Annotated in this window: 17 protein-coding genes and 3 tRNA genes; 14 read left to right on the top strand and 6 right to left on the bottom strand. The window is 61.0% G+C overall.

The genetic code is table 11. The features are described from left to right. The first annotated feature begins 175 nt into the window (after positions 1–175). The 8 genes from ACR3FE_RS19925 (at position 176) to ACR3FE_RS19890 (ending at position 7,370) form a co-directional block, all read left to right on the top strand. A complete protein-coding gene (locus ACR3FE_RS19925) occupies positions 176–850 on the top strand; it encodes a P-loop NTPase family protein (protein ID WP_458209276.1) in 675 nt (224 codons plus the stop codon). A gap of 81 nt (positions 851–931) precedes the next feature. Then, complete coding sequence (locus ACR3FE_RS19920) at positions 932–1,108, top strand: DUF8156 family protein (RefSeq protein WP_458209275.1); 177 nt, start codon at positions 932–934, stop codon at positions 1,106–1,108. Between the two features lies 1 nt (position 1,109). Next, on the top strand, positions 1,110–3,209 hold the full coding sequence (locus ACR3FE_RS19915) for a type B DNA-directed DNA polymerase (protein WP_458209274.1): 2,100 nt from the start codon (positions 1,110–1,112) through the stop codon (positions 3,207–3,209). A 94-nt stretch (positions 3,210–3,303) separates the two neighbouring features. Further along, entirely contained in the window at positions 3,304–3,540 is a 237-nt protein-coding gene (locus ACR3FE_RS19910; protein WP_458209272.1) for an Lrp/AsnC family transcriptional regulator, read from the top strand. A gap of 13 nt (positions 3,541–3,553) precedes the next feature. Continuing rightward, positions 3,554–3,781, top strand: a complete 228-nt coding sequence (locus ACR3FE_RS19905) for a hypothetical protein (RefSeq protein WP_458209271.1) — start codon at positions 3,554–3,556, stop codon at positions 3,779–3,781. Positions 3,782–3,987: 206 nt separating this feature from the next. After that, entirely contained in the window at positions 3,988–5,175 is a 1,188-nt protein-coding gene (locus tag ACR3FE_RS19900) for a hypothetical protein (protein WP_458209270.1), read from the top strand. 180 nt (positions 5,176–5,355) lie between these two features. Next, on the top strand, positions 5,356–6,651 hold the full coding sequence (locus tag ACR3FE_RS19895; RefSeq protein ID WP_458209269.1) for an aryl-sulfate sulfotransferase: 1,296 nt from the start codon (positions 5,356–5,358) through the stop codon (positions 6,649–6,651). 107 nt (positions 6,652–6,758) lie between these two features. After that, entirely contained in the window at positions 6,759–7,370 is a 612-nt protein-coding gene (locus ACR3FE_RS19890) for a hypothetical protein (RefSeq protein WP_458209268.1), read from the top strand. A gap of 12 nt (positions 7,371–7,382) precedes the next feature. Here the strand turns inward: ACR3FE_RS19890 and ACR3FE_RS19885 are convergent. The 3 genes from ACR3FE_RS19885 to ACR3FE_RS19875 form a co-directional block, all read right to left on the bottom strand. Further along, positions 7,383–7,453, bottom strand: a tRNA-Tyr gene (locus ACR3FE_RS19885). A 49-nt stretch (positions 7,454–7,502) separates the two neighbouring features. Then, positions 7,503–7,799 (bottom strand): hypothetical protein, encoded by a 297-nt coding sequence (locus ACR3FE_RS19880; protein ID WP_458209266.1) that lies wholly within the window; start codon positions 7,797–7,799, stop codon positions 7,503–7,505. A gap of 2 nt (positions 7,800–7,801) precedes the next feature. After that, positions 7,802–7,874 (bottom strand) — tRNA-Glu (locus ACR3FE_RS19875). An 18-nt stretch (positions 7,875–7,892) separates the two neighbouring features. Between ACR3FE_RS19875 and ACR3FE_RS19870 the strand changes: the two genes are divergently transcribed. After that, positions 7,893–8,054 carry a hypothetical protein gene (locus ACR3FE_RS19870; RefSeq protein ID WP_458209265.1) on the top strand — a complete coding sequence of 54 codons (162 nt, stop codon included), beginning with the start codon at positions 7,893–7,895 and terminating at the stop codon, positions 8,052–8,054. Positions 8,055–8,077: 23 nt separating this feature from the next. Here the strand turns inward: ACR3FE_RS19870 and ACR3FE_RS19865 are convergent. Together ACR3FE_RS19865 and ACR3FE_RS19860 are read right to left on the bottom strand one after the other, a co-directional pair. Next, positions 8,078–8,151 (bottom strand) — tRNA-Arg (locus ACR3FE_RS19865). A gap of 148 nt (positions 8,152–8,299) precedes the next feature. After that, complete coding sequence (locus tag ACR3FE_RS19860) at positions 8,300–8,545, bottom strand: hypothetical protein (RefSeq protein ID WP_458209264.1); 246 nt, start codon at positions 8,543–8,545, stop codon at positions 8,300–8,302. Positions 8,546–8,691: 146 nt separating this feature from the next. Here ACR3FE_RS19860 and ACR3FE_RS19855 point away from each other — a divergent pair, with 146 nt between their 5' ends. The 5 genes from ACR3FE_RS19855 to ACR3FE_RS19835 all read left to right on the top strand — a co-directional run bounded on the left by ACR3FE_RS19855 (position 8,692) and on the right by ACR3FE_RS19835 (position 14,151). Continuing rightward, a complete protein-coding gene (locus ACR3FE_RS19855; RefSeq protein ID WP_458209263.1) occupies positions 8,692–10,029 on the top strand; it encodes a serpin family protein in 1,338 nt (445 codons plus the stop codon). Positions 10,030–10,122: 93 nt separating this feature from the next. Then, the gene (locus tag ACR3FE_RS19850; RefSeq protein ID WP_458209262.1) at positions 10,123–10,731 is read left to right on the top strand and encodes a TetR/AcrR family transcriptional regulator; all 609 of its coding nucleotides are present in this window, start codon (positions 10,123–10,125) and stop codon (positions 10,729–10,731) included. After that, entirely contained in the window at positions 10,728–12,212 is a 1,485-nt protein-coding gene (locus tag ACR3FE_RS19845) for an MATE family efflux transporter (protein WP_458209261.1), read from the top strand. The genes ACR3FE_RS19850 and ACR3FE_RS19845 overlap by 4 nt, the downstream gene beginning before the upstream one ends. A 112-nt stretch (positions 12,213–12,324) precedes the next feature. Then, positions 12,325–13,194: an NmrA family NAD(P)-binding protein gene (locus tag ACR3FE_RS19840; RefSeq protein ID WP_458209363.1), complete on the top strand. Its 870-nt coding sequence runs from the start codon at positions 12,325–12,327 to the stop codon at positions 13,192–13,194. A 33-nt stretch (positions 13,195–13,227) separates the two neighbouring features. Next, positions 13,228–14,151 carry a helix-turn-helix transcriptional regulator gene (locus ACR3FE_RS19835; protein WP_458209259.1) on the top strand — a complete coding sequence of 308 codons (924 nt, stop codon included), beginning with the start codon at positions 13,228–13,230 and terminating at the stop codon, positions 14,149–14,151. Between the two features lie 22 nt (positions 14,152–14,173). Here the strand turns inward: ACR3FE_RS19835 and ACR3FE_RS19830 are convergent, their stop codons facing one another. After that, complete coding sequence (locus tag ACR3FE_RS19830; protein ID WP_458209257.1) at positions 14,174–15,451, bottom strand: MFS transporter; 1,278 nt, start codon at positions 15,449–15,451, stop codon at positions 14,174–14,176. Positions 15,452–15,453: the final 2 nt, after the last annotated feature.

Genomic DNA, 15,453 nt, shown 5'->3' with positions numbered 1-15,453 from the left:
GCTATTGGCATTTGGAATCAAACGACGGAAAGAGAGGAGTTCTCGCTCGATTTTCCAGCAGCCGCGTACTGCCGAGAGATCGTCCACAGTACCTGAAATCGCTCCGTTCGCCTTTCGGAAACACCGGAAACGACCCTGTCTTGCCTATGTGGCTCCTGGAAAATATCTACACGTGATGAGCCACAGTCGAATGCCGACGCTCCCGCCGGTCGAGAGTGGTGTAACAGTGCTCGAAACCGACGAGCGAGTGACCGGCGCGTTACTGTCACTCGTCCTCGATCAACTCCTGACCGATGGAGGGTCGGCAGTCTGGGTCGATGCACACGGCCACGGGACGACACAGCCACTCGCGCAGATCGCACCGAGCATGCGAATCCTCGACAGAATCCACATCGCTCGTGCGTTCACCGCGTGGCAACACCAGAGTCTGTTACAGAGTCTCGCAGCCGAGATATCCGACGACACAGCGGTCGTCGTCCTTCCAGCGGTCGATCGGTTCTACCGCTCCGACGACCTCGCTCGTGGCGATGGCGAACGAATGCTCTCGGCAGGTGTCGAACTCGTCGCGGATATCGCAGCCACGCTCGACGTGCCGGTTCTTCTGACTCGGCACGCGACCGACTCGTTCACCGAACCGGTTCGAGACGTGGCAGACGACGTCGTTCGCTGTGAACAGACGCAGTTCGGGCCGCGGTTTACCGGCGAGGAGTACGAGACGCTGGTGTACCCACTCGGCGATGGGACGGTACAGACAACGCTGGCGTTCTGGAAACGAATCCTCGCGACCCGTCACGAAGCGATCAGCAGTGCGACCGCAACGCCGGAGGTGAGCGCACATGGGGCGTACTAATTCGACGTACCGTGACCTGTTGCAAGCGATGGAGACGCGCTGGGAGAGTACCGACGTGCCCTTCGACGTGCCGACCAGGCCGTGTTCGACCGTCTCTTCGAGTCCGCGCGAGCACACGCGGACGCAGGCGGTCTCCAGAATCACCAGTCCGTCGAGGTAACCGCGCTCGTCTCGATACTGCTGGAACAGCAGAAACAGCTCGACGACCTCGAAGACCGCCTCGACCATCTCGAAGCAGATCTGAACGACGAAGAGTGACATGGTCTACAAGGTCGACTATCTCGATGGGGACGTCTTCCGCTGGTCGCTGACGAAGACGGGTGCTGAGTACGAGCGCGACAGGTCGTACACGCCGACGATGTACGTCTCCGCACACGGTTCCGGGTCGCTCGCAGACGCCCGCGCTGGACTCCGTGACCATCCCGCCGTCGACCGCGTCGGCGTCGTGGACGAGCGAGTGAGCTTTCGACACGACCCCGAGCCAGTGTTGCGAGTCGACGTCGTCGATCTCGATGCGGTTACGACGGCCGCCCGAATGATACAGCGATGGGGGGCACCGGGAGAGTATCGCTGTTACAACGTCGACCTCTCGCGGGAGTTTCGGTACTGTCTCGAAACCGACCGGTCACCGGTTCCAGACCGCGACCTCGTCACGATGCAGGTAGCCGTCCCGGAGGCAGAACTCGTGAGCGAGACGGTCACCGAACTCACCATCGACGAGGAACTGGTGACGGGCGACGGGAGGAGTGTGCTCGAAACGCTATCTGGCCGCATCGACCGCGTCGATCCGGATGTCCTCCTGCTGAACACCAGTGAGGTCGTTCCCGTGCTCTATCGTCAGGCGGAGCGACTCGACGTGCGATTCCAACTCGGTCGGCGGCCCGGTTGGCAGCAGCTCGCTGGCGAATCGACGTACACGAGCTACGGTCGGGTCGGTCACTCACCGGCACGGTACAATCTCCCTGGCCGGGTCATCGTCGACAGGTCGAACACGTTCATGTGGAACCAGACGAATATGGCAGGCTGTCTCGACCTCGTGCGGCGGTCGGGAAAACCCCTCCAGGAACTCTCGTGGTCGTCTATCGGAACCATCCTCACCGCGATCCAGATTCGAGAAGCGCGACGGCGAGACGTGCTCGTCCCGTGGCATTCGTGGCGGCACGAACTGTTCAAGACGATGCGACAGCTCCACGACGCCGACCGGGGCGGGTTCACCTTCTCGCCGGACGTCGGACTGCACGAGGACGTCCACGAACTCGATTTCTCGTCGCTGTATCCGAACATCATCGTCACGCGGAACGTGAGTCCGGAGAAGATCCGGTGTGACTGTCACGCCGACCGTGAGGACGTGCCCGGACTCGGCTATTCCATCTGCGACGAGCGCGGCTATCTGCCGGACGTGCTCGCACCGCTCGTCGAGGATCGGGACGCGATCAAGGCCGAGATTCGAGAGACGGACGACGAAGACCGGCGAGCAGCACTCGAAGGCCAGTCGAGTGCGCTCAAGTGGATACTCGTCTCCTGTTTCGGCTATCAGGGCTTTTCGAACGCCAAATTCGGGCGGATAGAGTGCCACGAAGCCATCAACGCGTTCGCCAGGGAGATCCTTCTGGAGACGAAATCGATGCTCGAAGACCACGGCTGGCGCATCGTCCACGGTATCGTCGATAGCGTCTGGGTCACACCGATGGACGAAGCGGAACAGACGCCACTCGACGACGTTGCCACACGGATCTCAGAACAGATCGATATCCGACTCGAACACGAAGCCCACTACGACTGGATCGCGTTCGTCCCACTGCGCGATTCTGACGCTGGTGCGCTGACGAAGTATTTCGGGAAGGTCGCAGGCACGGACGAGTACAAGTATCGCGGTATCGAGTGTCGCCAGCGAAACACCCCGTCGTTCGTCGAGGACGCACAGAAGGAACTCGTCACCGCGATGGACGAGCATCGAGAGCCAGAACGAATCTGCGACGTCCTTCGGTCGTGGCTCGACCACCTCCAGCGGGGGGCCATCGACCCCGCCGATCTCGTCATCACGAACCGTGTCTCGAAGCCCCGCGAGGAGTACACCCGATCGACGCGGAGTGTCGCCGCACTGGACCGCGCAGCTGCCCTCGGTTTCGAGCGTGCGCCGGGCCAGAGCGTCTCGTACGTGGTCGTCGACGACGAAAAACGGTCACACGACCGGGTGGCGCTGGCAGTCGAGGAACCGACCGACTACGACGCCACGTTCTATAGAGAGTTACTGCTTCGGGCGGCAGCGAGCGTGCTGTCACCGGTAGGCTGGCGGCAGAGACGGATCGAGCAGTATCTCTCGGAGCACGACGACTGCTCGCTCCGGTCGTTCGTTTGATTGGAATGCCCCTCCTGACGACGACTTATCTGCGGAGTGCCACTACGCTGATAATCACTCACGTCGAGTACCATTCGAGGGAGGAGGAGTTTCGATGGTTACAGTAACAGCATACGTTCTGATCAAAGCGAACGTCCCGGCGGTCGAACGGATACGAGATACGATCACCGAACTCGATGGAGTCACCGACGCGCACATCGTCGCTGGCGACGTCGATATCATCGCCAAGATCGCGGTCGATACGCCCGCAGCCGTCAGAGAGACGGTCGCGTCCGGAATCCTGACGATAAACGGGGTCGAGAACACTCACACGTACATGGCGATGGAGTGACAGCGAACGCCGAATGATGTCGAAGGAATCGACGAAACAGGCGATAGTACGAGAGCTGGAACGAGCATATCCGGGGCCGATCACGGCGCGTTCGCTCGTTTCGCTAGTCGGGGACGACGATTCCCGGGAGGAAGTCGAAGAGGTACTCAGTGAGTTGGTCGTCGAACAGCGAATCGCGCGACGGAGACAAAAGGGGATGACGAAGTATCGACTGAACCATCCTGAAGCGGATACGACGTAGGCGAGAAGGATGTTGGTGGAGATGTCGGTTAGGAGGGGGTGGTGAGGCGGTCAGCGATGAGGGTGTGGGTGGTGAGGCTGTCTGTGGGGAAACTGCAGGCGAGGGAGCTGTCGGTATGGAGGTTGTGGTAGCAGCGGATGATGTGCTGGTATTATACCGCGAGCGAAGCATATCGTCGGTGATGCGTTCGTGGGAGCACTGATCAGATGGTATCGACATCGGTTACCCGTTGGGCACGTCGGTTCGTCGTCACCAGCGCGCTCTTCCTGATGGTGTGGCAACTCGCGTCGCTCGGTGGGATCGCGCGTCGAACGGAGGTCTTTCTCGGCCTGTTCGGGTTCGTTCTGCACATGGTGTTCGGGAAGGCCTATTCGCTCGTCCCCACGTACTTCGACCGCGAACTCGCGTTTCCGCGCGCACCAGCCATCCACTTTCCTCTCACGGTGTTCGGGACGGGCGCGCTCGTTCTCGATACGGTTGCCACCGACCCTGTTCCATATCTCGGAACTGCGGGCGCGCTCTCGTGGACTATCGGCATCGGTGTCTTTCTGACTGCGCTGACCTGGAGCGTCCGCGATAACCTCACCGGCAGCGAAACGGGAACGAGCAGTGCGAACGCCGATCGCCGACCCATCGACCGCATGGCGAATGGATTCATGCCGGTCGCGTTCGGCTATCTCGTGCTCGGAACCTACGGGACGCTGGCGTACTACACGGAACTTCCGCCGCTATTCGACGGCTACTTTCCACAGATAACGCACCTGTTGGCTGCTGGAGCGGCCACGATGATCCTGTTCGCTATCGGATTTCGGCTACTCCCGCGATTCTTGGTCGCAACATCACCACGGTGGCTGGTCGCTATCGTCCTCCCGACGGGGGCGCTCGGGCCTCTCCTCCTCGCCGAGACGCTCAGAGGAGACCTCTGGTTTCGGGCCGCGGCCATCACCGAAGCGGTCGCTATCCTTGGGTTCGCTGCCGCCTACGGCACGCTGTACTACCGTTCTGATCGTCGGCGAGTCGGATTCTACGGCGTCCTCGCAGGTGTTGCAAGCGGTGTCGTGGCGGTTCTTCTCGGTCTCTCGTTCGCGTTCGGGTCGATCCCCTCCTCGTTGGTGACGGCGCACTTCCGGGCGAACCTGCTCGGATTCCTCGGATTGACCATCGTCGGCGTCGCCTACCAGTTCTATCCGCCCGCTATCGGGTCGTTTCCCGGTGCGTCTGACCGGACTGCCATCGTCTCTATCCTCTGTCTCGGCGGCGGATTACTGGTCGAAATCGTTGGTCTCGTCGGTGATCTCCCCCGCGTCACGCTGGCAGGAAACGTCCTGACGGTACTCGGGGCAGGACTGTACGCCGTCCTCCTCGTCGGCCTCTTTCGGGAACGATCCACCTAAAGATCCGTTGATATAAGACCAGTAACCGTACCGGAACACGAACGGCACAACGATATTGCCATGGGAGGGTCCGTTCACTCCAGCCACCGGAATGAATGTAAAATAATAAATGCTATTTTATGATTTTTCGGTGGAAAAAGTTACTTAACGGATTATCATCCATCTATGCCACGACGATACATGTCACCCTCGAAGAACACTGCTCGTCTCGGAGTCGTTCTCGTCGTCTTGCTTCTGCTGACACCAATCAGTTTCACCGCGCTGACGAACGATACGGCGGCGGTAAGCCAGAACAGTGAACTTCGAAAGACCGCCACGAACGTCACGTTCATCTCAACACAGGGTGGCTCGACACACATCTACGAACATGCGGGGGCACTCGTCGCAGTCCACACGGATTCGAAGCAGATCCTCTGGAAACACGATGCGTATCGGCGTTACATGGATATCGACCCCATCGGCGACGACCGTATCCTGTTCGTGGCGGGTGAACAGATCGGGAAGAACGCCTTCCGGCGCGTCGTTGTCGTGGCGAACTGGCGAACCGGTGAGGAACTCGTGAAGTTCAAAGTTCCGCCGGACGCACACGACGTCGACTATCTCGGAAACGACCGCTACGCTGTCGCCGACAAGCGAAACGACCGCGCCTACGTCTATAACGCGACGACGAAGGAGATCGTCTGGGAATACGATTTCGAGAAGCACTTCTCGCCGAACGTCGGTGGCCCGGAGAAAGACTACACGCATCTGAACGACATCGATTCGGTCGATAACGGCTCTGCGTTCCTACTGAGTCCCCGGAACTTCGACCGTGTGATGTTGGTCGATAGAGAGTCGAAGCAGATTGAGTGGACGTTGGGTTCCGAGGACGATTACGATATCCTGTACGAACAACACAACCCAGTTCTGCTCGAACGGAATCCGCCCACCGTTCTCGTCTCGGACAGCGAGAACCACCGGATCGTCGAGTATCGACGGCAGGACGGCGACTGGAAACGGACGTGGGTGTACTCCGGCCACCTCCACTGGCCGCGCGATGCCGACCGATTGCCGAACGGAAACACGCTCATCGCGGATTCACTGAACGACCGCGTCCTCGAAGTGACTCCCGACCGGAAGGTCGTCTGGCAGTTCCACATCGAGCGAGGAACCTACGACGTCGAGCGACTCCGATACGGTGACGAACCCGCCGGGCCGACGATGGCCAGTCAGGGCCACGAGTACGACGAACCCGATACCAGATCCGGGTCTGCGGCGGCGACGTGGAACGTGCTCTTCAAACTGGATTCGTCGTATCGGAAGACGTTCCAGATACTGACCTGGGTGTTACCAGGGTGGATCACGCTCAAGGAGTACGGATTCTTGCTCTCGGCGACGCTGTTGTTCGTCGGCTGGATGTTCACGGAGGCGGTCGGTCTGATCCCAGATCGTCGCATCGGCGACGGGAATCCTTGCAACGCCCACTGCGCCACGTAACTCATCTCGCCGCCGCAGCGTCAGTCGTCGGTGGTGCGAGCCTCATCGCTCTGATTCCGATTGCGACGGATTAGACGACCATCTACGCGGGACTCGGTGCCCTCCTCGTGAATGGTGGCGTCGGTGGCCTGCGAGACCATAGCGTATTCCGCCGCCTTCCGGAGACGGCGAGACGGGTGACCGACTTCGGACTTGCCATAGCAGGGATACTGGCGATGTCAGTACTCGTTTCGCTCGCCGTCGTCAGAGGTGGGAAAGTTCTCCTCTACCTCGGACTCGGGGTGGCGATACTGGTAGCGACGATATCGTTCATCGAGCGGATACGTCGAGACAGTTCCTGGAATCTGCCGGTTTGCCACGCAACCCGCTTCACTGCCATCTTGGCGTTCGTCGTCGGCGTGGGTCTGCTCGCAGTGACTCCTGTGGCTGGCAGATTCATGTTCCTCTACGTCGGAATCGGCGTCCTGCTTCTAGGCCGCGGGTTCGTCACTTTACGTGCGAATGGTGAACGTCGACTCGTGCCCGCACAGGTGAATCGGGCGATCAAGGGCGGATTGTTGGCAGTGACAGTTCTCGTCACCATCGCACTACTGTTCCTCGCCGTTCGCACGCCCGACTCCGCGATCACCTACGTCGGTCTCGGATCACTACTGGTGATAGCCGCCGCTGAACTGTTGCAGTCGCCGCACCGAAAACGGAAATCCACCCCGTCCCGTTAGCGTCTCATCAAATCTCTCCGGCAGGAATCGAACCTGCATCTCCGGGATTACACCCCGGCGTCGTACCGGTAGACCACGGAGAGAGATCGAGATCGGGAGGCAGCCGCTTGTCTCCCGAAACAGTCTTTGCTACTATACACCGTCGATCGCAGTCACGGTGGCCGAACGAACGCCGAAACCGTCGACGAGGTCGTCGGCGATAGTGTCCGGGTCGGTCGGTGCGGCGACGGTCAACTGTGCGGTGATATCGACCTCGATGTCCGTCGCACGAGGACGGAAACCGGAGTTCGAAACGTTATCGACGGTGTGAACACTGTCGATAGCCGTCAGAACACTGCGTGCTGCCGTCGTGAGGTCGCCGTCGGTTCCGCGTGAAACGAGCAGCGTGACCTCCGCAGTGACCGTGACTGCGTGTACTGCCTGTGACATGATACTCCCGGCGCGATTCGAACGCGCGTCCCCACCTCGAAAGGGTGGGAGGATCGACCACTACCCCACGGGAGCCGGGCAGAACGGAGGGGCGTGCTTCGAACGTCAGCGGGGGGTGGCGTCCGGGAATCGCTCATCTCGGGCGGCAGTGTGCCGCCGTCGCCGATGGCGATCCCTGGCGGTCGGATAGCGATGCCGCTCGTCGTTCGTCGCCATCGGTTAGTCGATGACGACCACGCCCGCTTTTGGGCGTGACCGCGGCGATGCCGCGGATTCGATAGTCCCACCACGGTTCGAACGTGCGGTTCGAGGTTCGATGCCTCGCGTGTTAGGCCGGCTACACCATGGGACTCATAGCAAGTCGGTGGAAAGCCAGCACCGGAAGACAGGTGGTCGAAAAGAGCCCGTAACAAGGCCCGAGACCCACGCGGAAGGTGGTTCCTCTCGATTCGTCGAAATCGAAGAGAAACACCCGCCGTCGGCGCGATGGCGTTCCAGCCTTACGCAACGAGCGTGGGTTTGCCCCGGGTCGCGTGGACACCGGTCAGACCATACCACCCGTCGCGTGCTACCAGCGGAATTTCCTGCTGGCCAAGGCATCCATAGCCTTGCCAGCCGGATTTCCCGGTGGCGGACACGTCGCTCTCCCAGAAGGAGGCGAGCATCCGGCGCGATGGGTTGGTTCTGGTCGTCATGATGTCCACTCGGATTCGGTTGGGTGTACGCAGACCTATTCGAGCTGTCATAATAATCCTTATGCTACACTGACATTGACTAGCATGGGTCTACTGAGCGAGTATCGAACGGTTACCCCCGACCTTTTCAGTCACTATGTCATACGGCTCTTTGAGTCTACCCAACACCTTTCGTCACTGATACGCATCTATCAGATATGCCGCTGACTCGACGCATGGTTCTCGCACTTTCGAACGCGCTCGTAGCGGGCGCCCTCCTCCCTGGCTGCCTTTCACCGATGACATCGAACGACCCCAAGCCGAACGTTCAGACCGTGACCGGTGAGAACGATCCGAATCCGGCCACGGCCAACGACGAGACGATCGAAACGCTGGCCCGTGGAAACACCGGATTCGGCCTGACGTTACTCTCGTCGCTCGTGGAGGAAGAACCGACGAAGAACCAGTTCCTCTCGCCCTACAGCATCTCGGTCGCGCTGGCGATGACCTACGCAGGTGCTCGCGGCGAGACACGAACCCAGATGGCCGACGCGCTCCAGTTCCCACTGGAAGACGGGACGCTGCACGCCGCGTTCGGTGAAACCGACGACCGACTGGCCGCGAGCAACGAGGATGACACTGGATCGAAGAAAGACGTCCCGTTCCAACTTACGACCGCGAACGCCGTCTGGGGGCAACAGGATTACCCGTGGCGAGACGACTTTCTCACGACGCTCAAGACCTACTACGACGCCGGTCTCTACGTCTGCGATTTCGAAGGAAATCACGAGGAAGCGACACGAACCATCAACGAGTGGGTCGCCGACCAGACCGAAGAGAAGATCACCGACCTGCTCCCGAAGGGTGCGCTCAGTTCGTTGACCCGACTCGTCCTGACCAACGCCATCTACTTCCAAGCGACGTGGAAAGAGCCGTTCGAGAAAGACCAGACGAAACAGAAACGGTTCACCGCGCTCGATGGGACGACCACACAGGTACCGATGATGCGCCAACACGATTCGTTCCCCTATGCGTCTGTCGACGGCCATCAGGTCCTCGAACTCCCATACGTCGGTGACGAAGTGGGGATGATCGTCGTCCTCCCCGAAGAAGGCAGATTCGAGGAGTTCGTGGAGTCGCTGAACGCAGACCGAGTGGTAACGATGCTGAATGAGATGGAACAACAGAAGGGAACGATCTCGCTCCCGAGATTCTCGGTCGAATCGACGTTTTCACTCCCTCAAACACTCGCTGAACTCGGCATGCCCATCGCGTTCTCGAACGCCGCCGACTTCGGTGGAATGGCCGACCTGGAAAAAGCCGGGGAATCGTTGCGAATCGACGACGTGCTCCACAAGAGCTACGTCGCCGTCGATGAGGAGGGAACCGAAGCGGCGGCGGCGACCGCCGTCGAGATGGTGGCGACGTCGGCACCGCTCGATCCGTTCGAGATGACCGTCGATAGACCGTTCTACTTCCTGATCCGGCATCGACCGACCGACACCGTGCTCTTCCTCGGTCGCGTCGTCGATGCGGATGCCGCCCAGGCCGACTGATTCTTCTCTCTACCCCCGGTCGTCCGGAATGGTTATGGCCGGAACAGTCGGAATGAGAAAGGCTATCCGTGTTGAATGAATATTCAGTCAGCAATGGCGACGCCCGATTCGTTCCTCGACGCACCCGAGGGAACGCGCGAAGAGATCATGTGCGCGACCTATCTCGCCCTTTGCGAGCACGGGTACGCAGGGCTGACGATAGAGCGTATCTCCGCCGAGTTTCCCAAGAGTAAGTCGCTCATCTACCACCACTACGACGGGAAAGACGAACTCCTCCTCGACTTCCTCGAATTCATGCTCGAACGCTTCGAGCGAACGGTTCCCGTCGAGGACGCCGACGGTGCAGACGACCACCTCCGTGCGGTTCTCGATCACGTCCTCGCGACGCCACTCCCGGACGAGCGACGCGAGTTCGCGCGAGCGATGGTCGAACTCCGTGCTCAGGCGGCCCACGACGAGCGATACCGGGATCACTTCACTCGCAGCGATCGCTTCTTCCGAGATGGTATCGAGTCGATCATCGAATCCGGTATCGAGACGGGGGAATTCGAGGGCGTCGATCCCGAGGCGACGGCGACGTTTCTCGTCACCATCGTCAACGGGTCGATGACACAGCGTGTCACGAGCGACGACGACACTACCCCGACGGTTCGTGAGCAGGTCGAGCGGTACGTCCGAACCATCCTTCAGGGGGACGTATGAGCGGAGCCGGTCCCGGACGTGCGGTGAACGTCACGGACGGACCGCTCATCAAGCCGCTGTTGTTCCTCTCGTTTCCTATCGTCCTCACGAACATGCTGCAGGTCGCGTACAACCTCGCGGACACGTTCTGGGTCGGGCGACTCGGACAGGACGCGGTCAGTGCGCTCTCGTTCTCGTGGGCACTCGTGTTCTTCTTCATCACGCTTGCAGCCGGTTTCACGGTCGCGGGGACGGTACTCGTCGCCCAGAACAAAGGTGCCGGTAACCTCGACCGAATCAGCGACGTGGCGGGCCAGACCATCGGGTTCGTCGTCGGCCTTTCGGTCATCTTCTCTATCGCCGGCTATCTGCTAGCTCCGTGGTTACTCCAGGTGATCGGTTCGACGCCCGGAACCGAGGTCTTCCGCCTCTCGGTCGACTACACGCGAACGATGTTTCTCGGTATCCCCTTCGTCTTCGCGTTCTTCATCTTCCAGTCGCTGCTGCAAGGCTGGGGCGACACGAAGACGCCGTTGTATCTGATGCTCCTCGGCGTCGTTCTGAACGTCGTCATCGACCCGTTCCTCATCCTCGGATTCCAGGACAACCTGCTGTTCGAAGTGACGGGACAGACAGCCCTTCAGACCACGCTCTACGAGATGACGGAGTTCGCTGGTTTCGGCGTGCAAGGGGCCGCGATCGCGACGATCGCTTCTCGCGGTGTGGGCGCAGTCATCGCGATCGGCTTGCTGCTCTCCGGTCGCGTCGGCATCCATCTCTCGCCCTACGACTTCGTCCCGAAGCGCGAGATGGTTCGCAAGATCGTCCGCATCGGTGCCCCTGCGAGCATCGAGATGAGCACGCAATCACTGGGCGTGACTGTCGTCACGGCGCTGGTGGCGCTCGCTGGAGCCGAGGCGGTCGCCGCGTTCGGTATCGGCACGCGAATCACCTCGCTGGTGGTTCTCCCTGCACTCGGTCTCGCGCGTGGTACCGAGACGGTCGTCGGGCAGAACCTCGGCGCGAAGCAACCCGACCGTGCGAAACGCGCGGTCTTCGCCAGTGCAGGAATCATCGCCGTCGCTCTCCTCGGTATTTCGGCTGTCGTCTACCTCAACGCGGCAGCTATCGTCGGCATCTTCATCACCGGCGAGGAGGCCGCATCCGTGATCGCCACCGGTGCGGACTACTTGCGTATCGTCGGCCTCACGTACGTGTTCCTGGGCGCGTTCTACGTCGTCCAGGGTGCCTACCGCGGTAGCGGAAGCACCCGACTGGCGATGATATTCGGGATTCTCGGGCTCATCCTGCTTCGAATTCCGCCAGCGTACGCCCTCGTCGCCTGGTTCGACATGGGTGCGATGGGCGTCTGGTACGGTATCGCGGTGGCGAACGTGCTGATGCTACTCGTCTCCGGTGCCTACTTCCTGCGCGGGACGTGGACCGACGGCGTCGTCGAGCGCGAATCCCCTGGAAAGGAGGTGACGCCCGTTGACGACTGAACGCGACGAGAGGGACGTGCCTGACGAAAGAGACGAGGAAGAGAGGGGTCTCGACGAGAGAGACGAGACGAACGGGGAAAGGAACGAGGTCGACGAGAAAGGGAGAGACCGCATCCTCGTCATCGGCGCAACGGGAACGGTCGGTGCGCCGCTCGTCTCTCGCTTACTCGACGCACCGGTAGCGGTTCGCATCGCCACACGAGCACCGGAAAAAGCACGCGAACGGTTCGGTGACGGGGCCGAGTACACCGCGTTCGACCTCGACCATCCTGAAACGTGGGGCCGTGTGCTCGAAAACGTCGGCCGAATGTTTCTCCTGGTCCCGCCGGAAGTCGGCGTGGATCCAGTTCGGACGTTCCTTGACGCCGCTAGTCGAGTCGGCATCGACCACGCCACGTACCTCTCGATTCTCGGTGCGGAGAAGTTACCGATCCTTCCACACCGACGGATCGAGAGGCATCTGCAAGGAACCGGATTGACGTACACGTTCCTCCGGGCTTCGTACTTCATGCAGAACTTGAGCGAGATCCATCGACCGGAGATCGTCGAGCGAGACGAGATATTCGTTCCGGCGGGCGACGGCTCGCTGAGTTTCGTGGATGCCCGAGATGTCGCGGCGGTGGCTGCGACGACCCTCATCGAACCAGGTCACGAGAATCGCGCGTACGATCTCACTGGCCCGGCCGCACTGGACTTTTTCTCCGTGGCCGATATCTTTGCAGACACGCTCGGTCGCCCGATAACCTACGCAAACCCTTCGAGGCCCGCGTTCGCCCGGCACATGTACCAGCGAGGTGTGCCTGCGTCACTCGTCACGTTCATGACCATCGAGTACTCGGTAGCTCGCCTCGGATCTTCCGGACGGACGACGATCGATGTGGAGGCCGTCCTGGGCCGAGCACCGCACACGATGCGGCAGTTCGTTCGGGACTACGTGGATTCGTTCCGTGCTGATAACGGGTCGTCCACCTCCCTCGTGTGAACTGTTATCTTACTCCATATCCTCGGTTAGAGCATGAGCGAACACGTCGAAGAGGAGCACCGGAACGTCGAACGACAGACGGGAGGGACGGACATCTTCGACGAACTCCTGCAGGCGGAGTTAGACCTACGAGTCGCTGGCGAACAGTTGCGCTCGGACGAACAACGCATCGACAGGAACGATCTCCTCGACCTCGTTCGTCATGGCCCAGTGCTCGAAGCACTCCGGAAAGAGCCACTGGATCGGCGCGAGATCGAAGGCCGACTGGACATCTCTCGAACCACCAGCCACCGATTCACCCGGTGGTTGGACGAGCACGGACTGGTCGAGAAGGTCGACGGTCGGTATCGGCTCACCGGGAAGGGGATGGGAATGGCCGACGAAGTCCTTCGATTCGAGCGAAACGTCGCCACGTACGAGCGTCTCACGCCGCTATGGGATTGCATCTGCGAGGAACATCAGGAGTTCGTCATCGAACCGTTCGCCGACGCGACCGTGACGACTGCGACACCGGACGACCCGTACCGCCCGGTGCGTCGATTCGTCTCACTCGCCGACGAATCGACGACGCTGCGAGGCTTCAACACCACCCACATGGTGCCGCTCACGAGTGGTTCGTTCTTCGATTCCACCTACGAGGACACCGACACCGAGATCATCTATCTCCCATCGGTCGTCGAGACGCTCTTCGACGTGTTCCCGGATCGAGCGAGGGAAGCGATCGACCGTGGACACTTCGCACTACGGACGCGCGAGGCGCTTCCGTACGGACTCGCCATCTTCGACGACCGAGTCGGCATCGGCGGCTACGACGAAACCACCGGGACGATGCAGGTGTTCGTCGATACCGACGCCGCCATCGCCCGCGAGTGGGCAGAGCGCGTCTACACGGTCTACCGTGACGACTCCGAACCCCTCGACGACCACATCGACGAGTATCTCGACACCACGAATTGACTCGAAGAAGGCGGACTGTCGCTCATCCCTCCATTTCTTCAGGTGCGCCGATGGGTTCGGAACGACTGCCGGATACGGCGACCACCAGGAGGCCACTCGTCAGCGCGACCACTCCGGCAGCAAAGAGCAACGACTCGTAGCCGATGATAGCCGCGATACCGGTGAACAGGATCGGGCCGGTCGCTCGCCCGAGGAAGGTCGTGCTGTTCCGCAGACTGAGCGCGCCACCGCGATACCGCGTCTCGACGAGGTCGCTGATAGCCGCGTCGACGGCGGGCATCGAGAGGCCGACACCTGCCCCGAACATACCGACCGCGACCGCGATGAGAACGGGTGACGATGCGAGCCACGCACCCACGAGACCGACGCCGTAGCAACCGAAGCTGAGCGCGATAAGCTGATAGTTGGAGAGATACTTCGCAAACCGTCCGTTCTGGGACGAGACGACCGTCGAAGACACCTCCGACGCGGTCAGTACGAGTCCCACGAACACGGGTGCGATCGCGTAGGATGCGGTCAGGAGGAACGGTAGTCCGGTGATGATCGCGCCGAATAGCAACACCTCGGTCGCGAACGCCGCACCGTACAGGACGAGCGCGTTCGTGGAGGCCATCGAACGGAATGCACCCCTGAGGTAGGCGAGACCCTTCGCTTCGTGTTCGGCAGCCGGTTCCTCCAGTACCCACGCCGCGAACAACGCGACGGGCAGGGCGGCGAGGTACATGACGAACGGCGCATTCCACGAGATCGCGGCGAGTGCCCCGCCGACGATGGGGAACAGGGCCGCACCTGCGGACAGCGCGGCGATGTTGACGCCGAGAACGGCGTTGCGCTGGGTTCCATCGAAGACGTCGCCGACGAGCGTCACCGTGGTGATGAAGATTCCCGCCGCTGCTGTTCCCTGGACGACTCGTAGGGCGACGTCGAGTTCGAACGACGGTGCGAACACCATCGCCCCGCCGGTCAGGCTGAACAGCAGCAAACTGGGAATCAACACTCGGCGCCGTCCGACGCGATCCGCGAGGAGGCCGATGAACGGCGAGAGGACGATCCCCGTCACGAAGTACGCGGAGACCAGCAGGCTCGCTTCTGCGTTGGTGACACCGAACGCATCACGGATGACGGGCAGGGCCGGACTCACCAATGGGACGCCCAGCGGTGCGAGAACCGTACTGAGGAGGACGACCTGTACGGTCGAAGATCGCCACGGAACGGACGCGGATTCGTCGGGCGTCTGCTCGTCGGTCGGCGGTTCGGCATGCGTCGAATCGGGGTTCGTCGATTCGGACGTGTCTTTCATCT

It is taken from the genome of Haladaptatus rarus, assembly GCF_054177585.1.
Note: the sequence above shows the minus strand (reverse complement) of the source record. Positions and strands in the feature narration are given on the sequence as shown.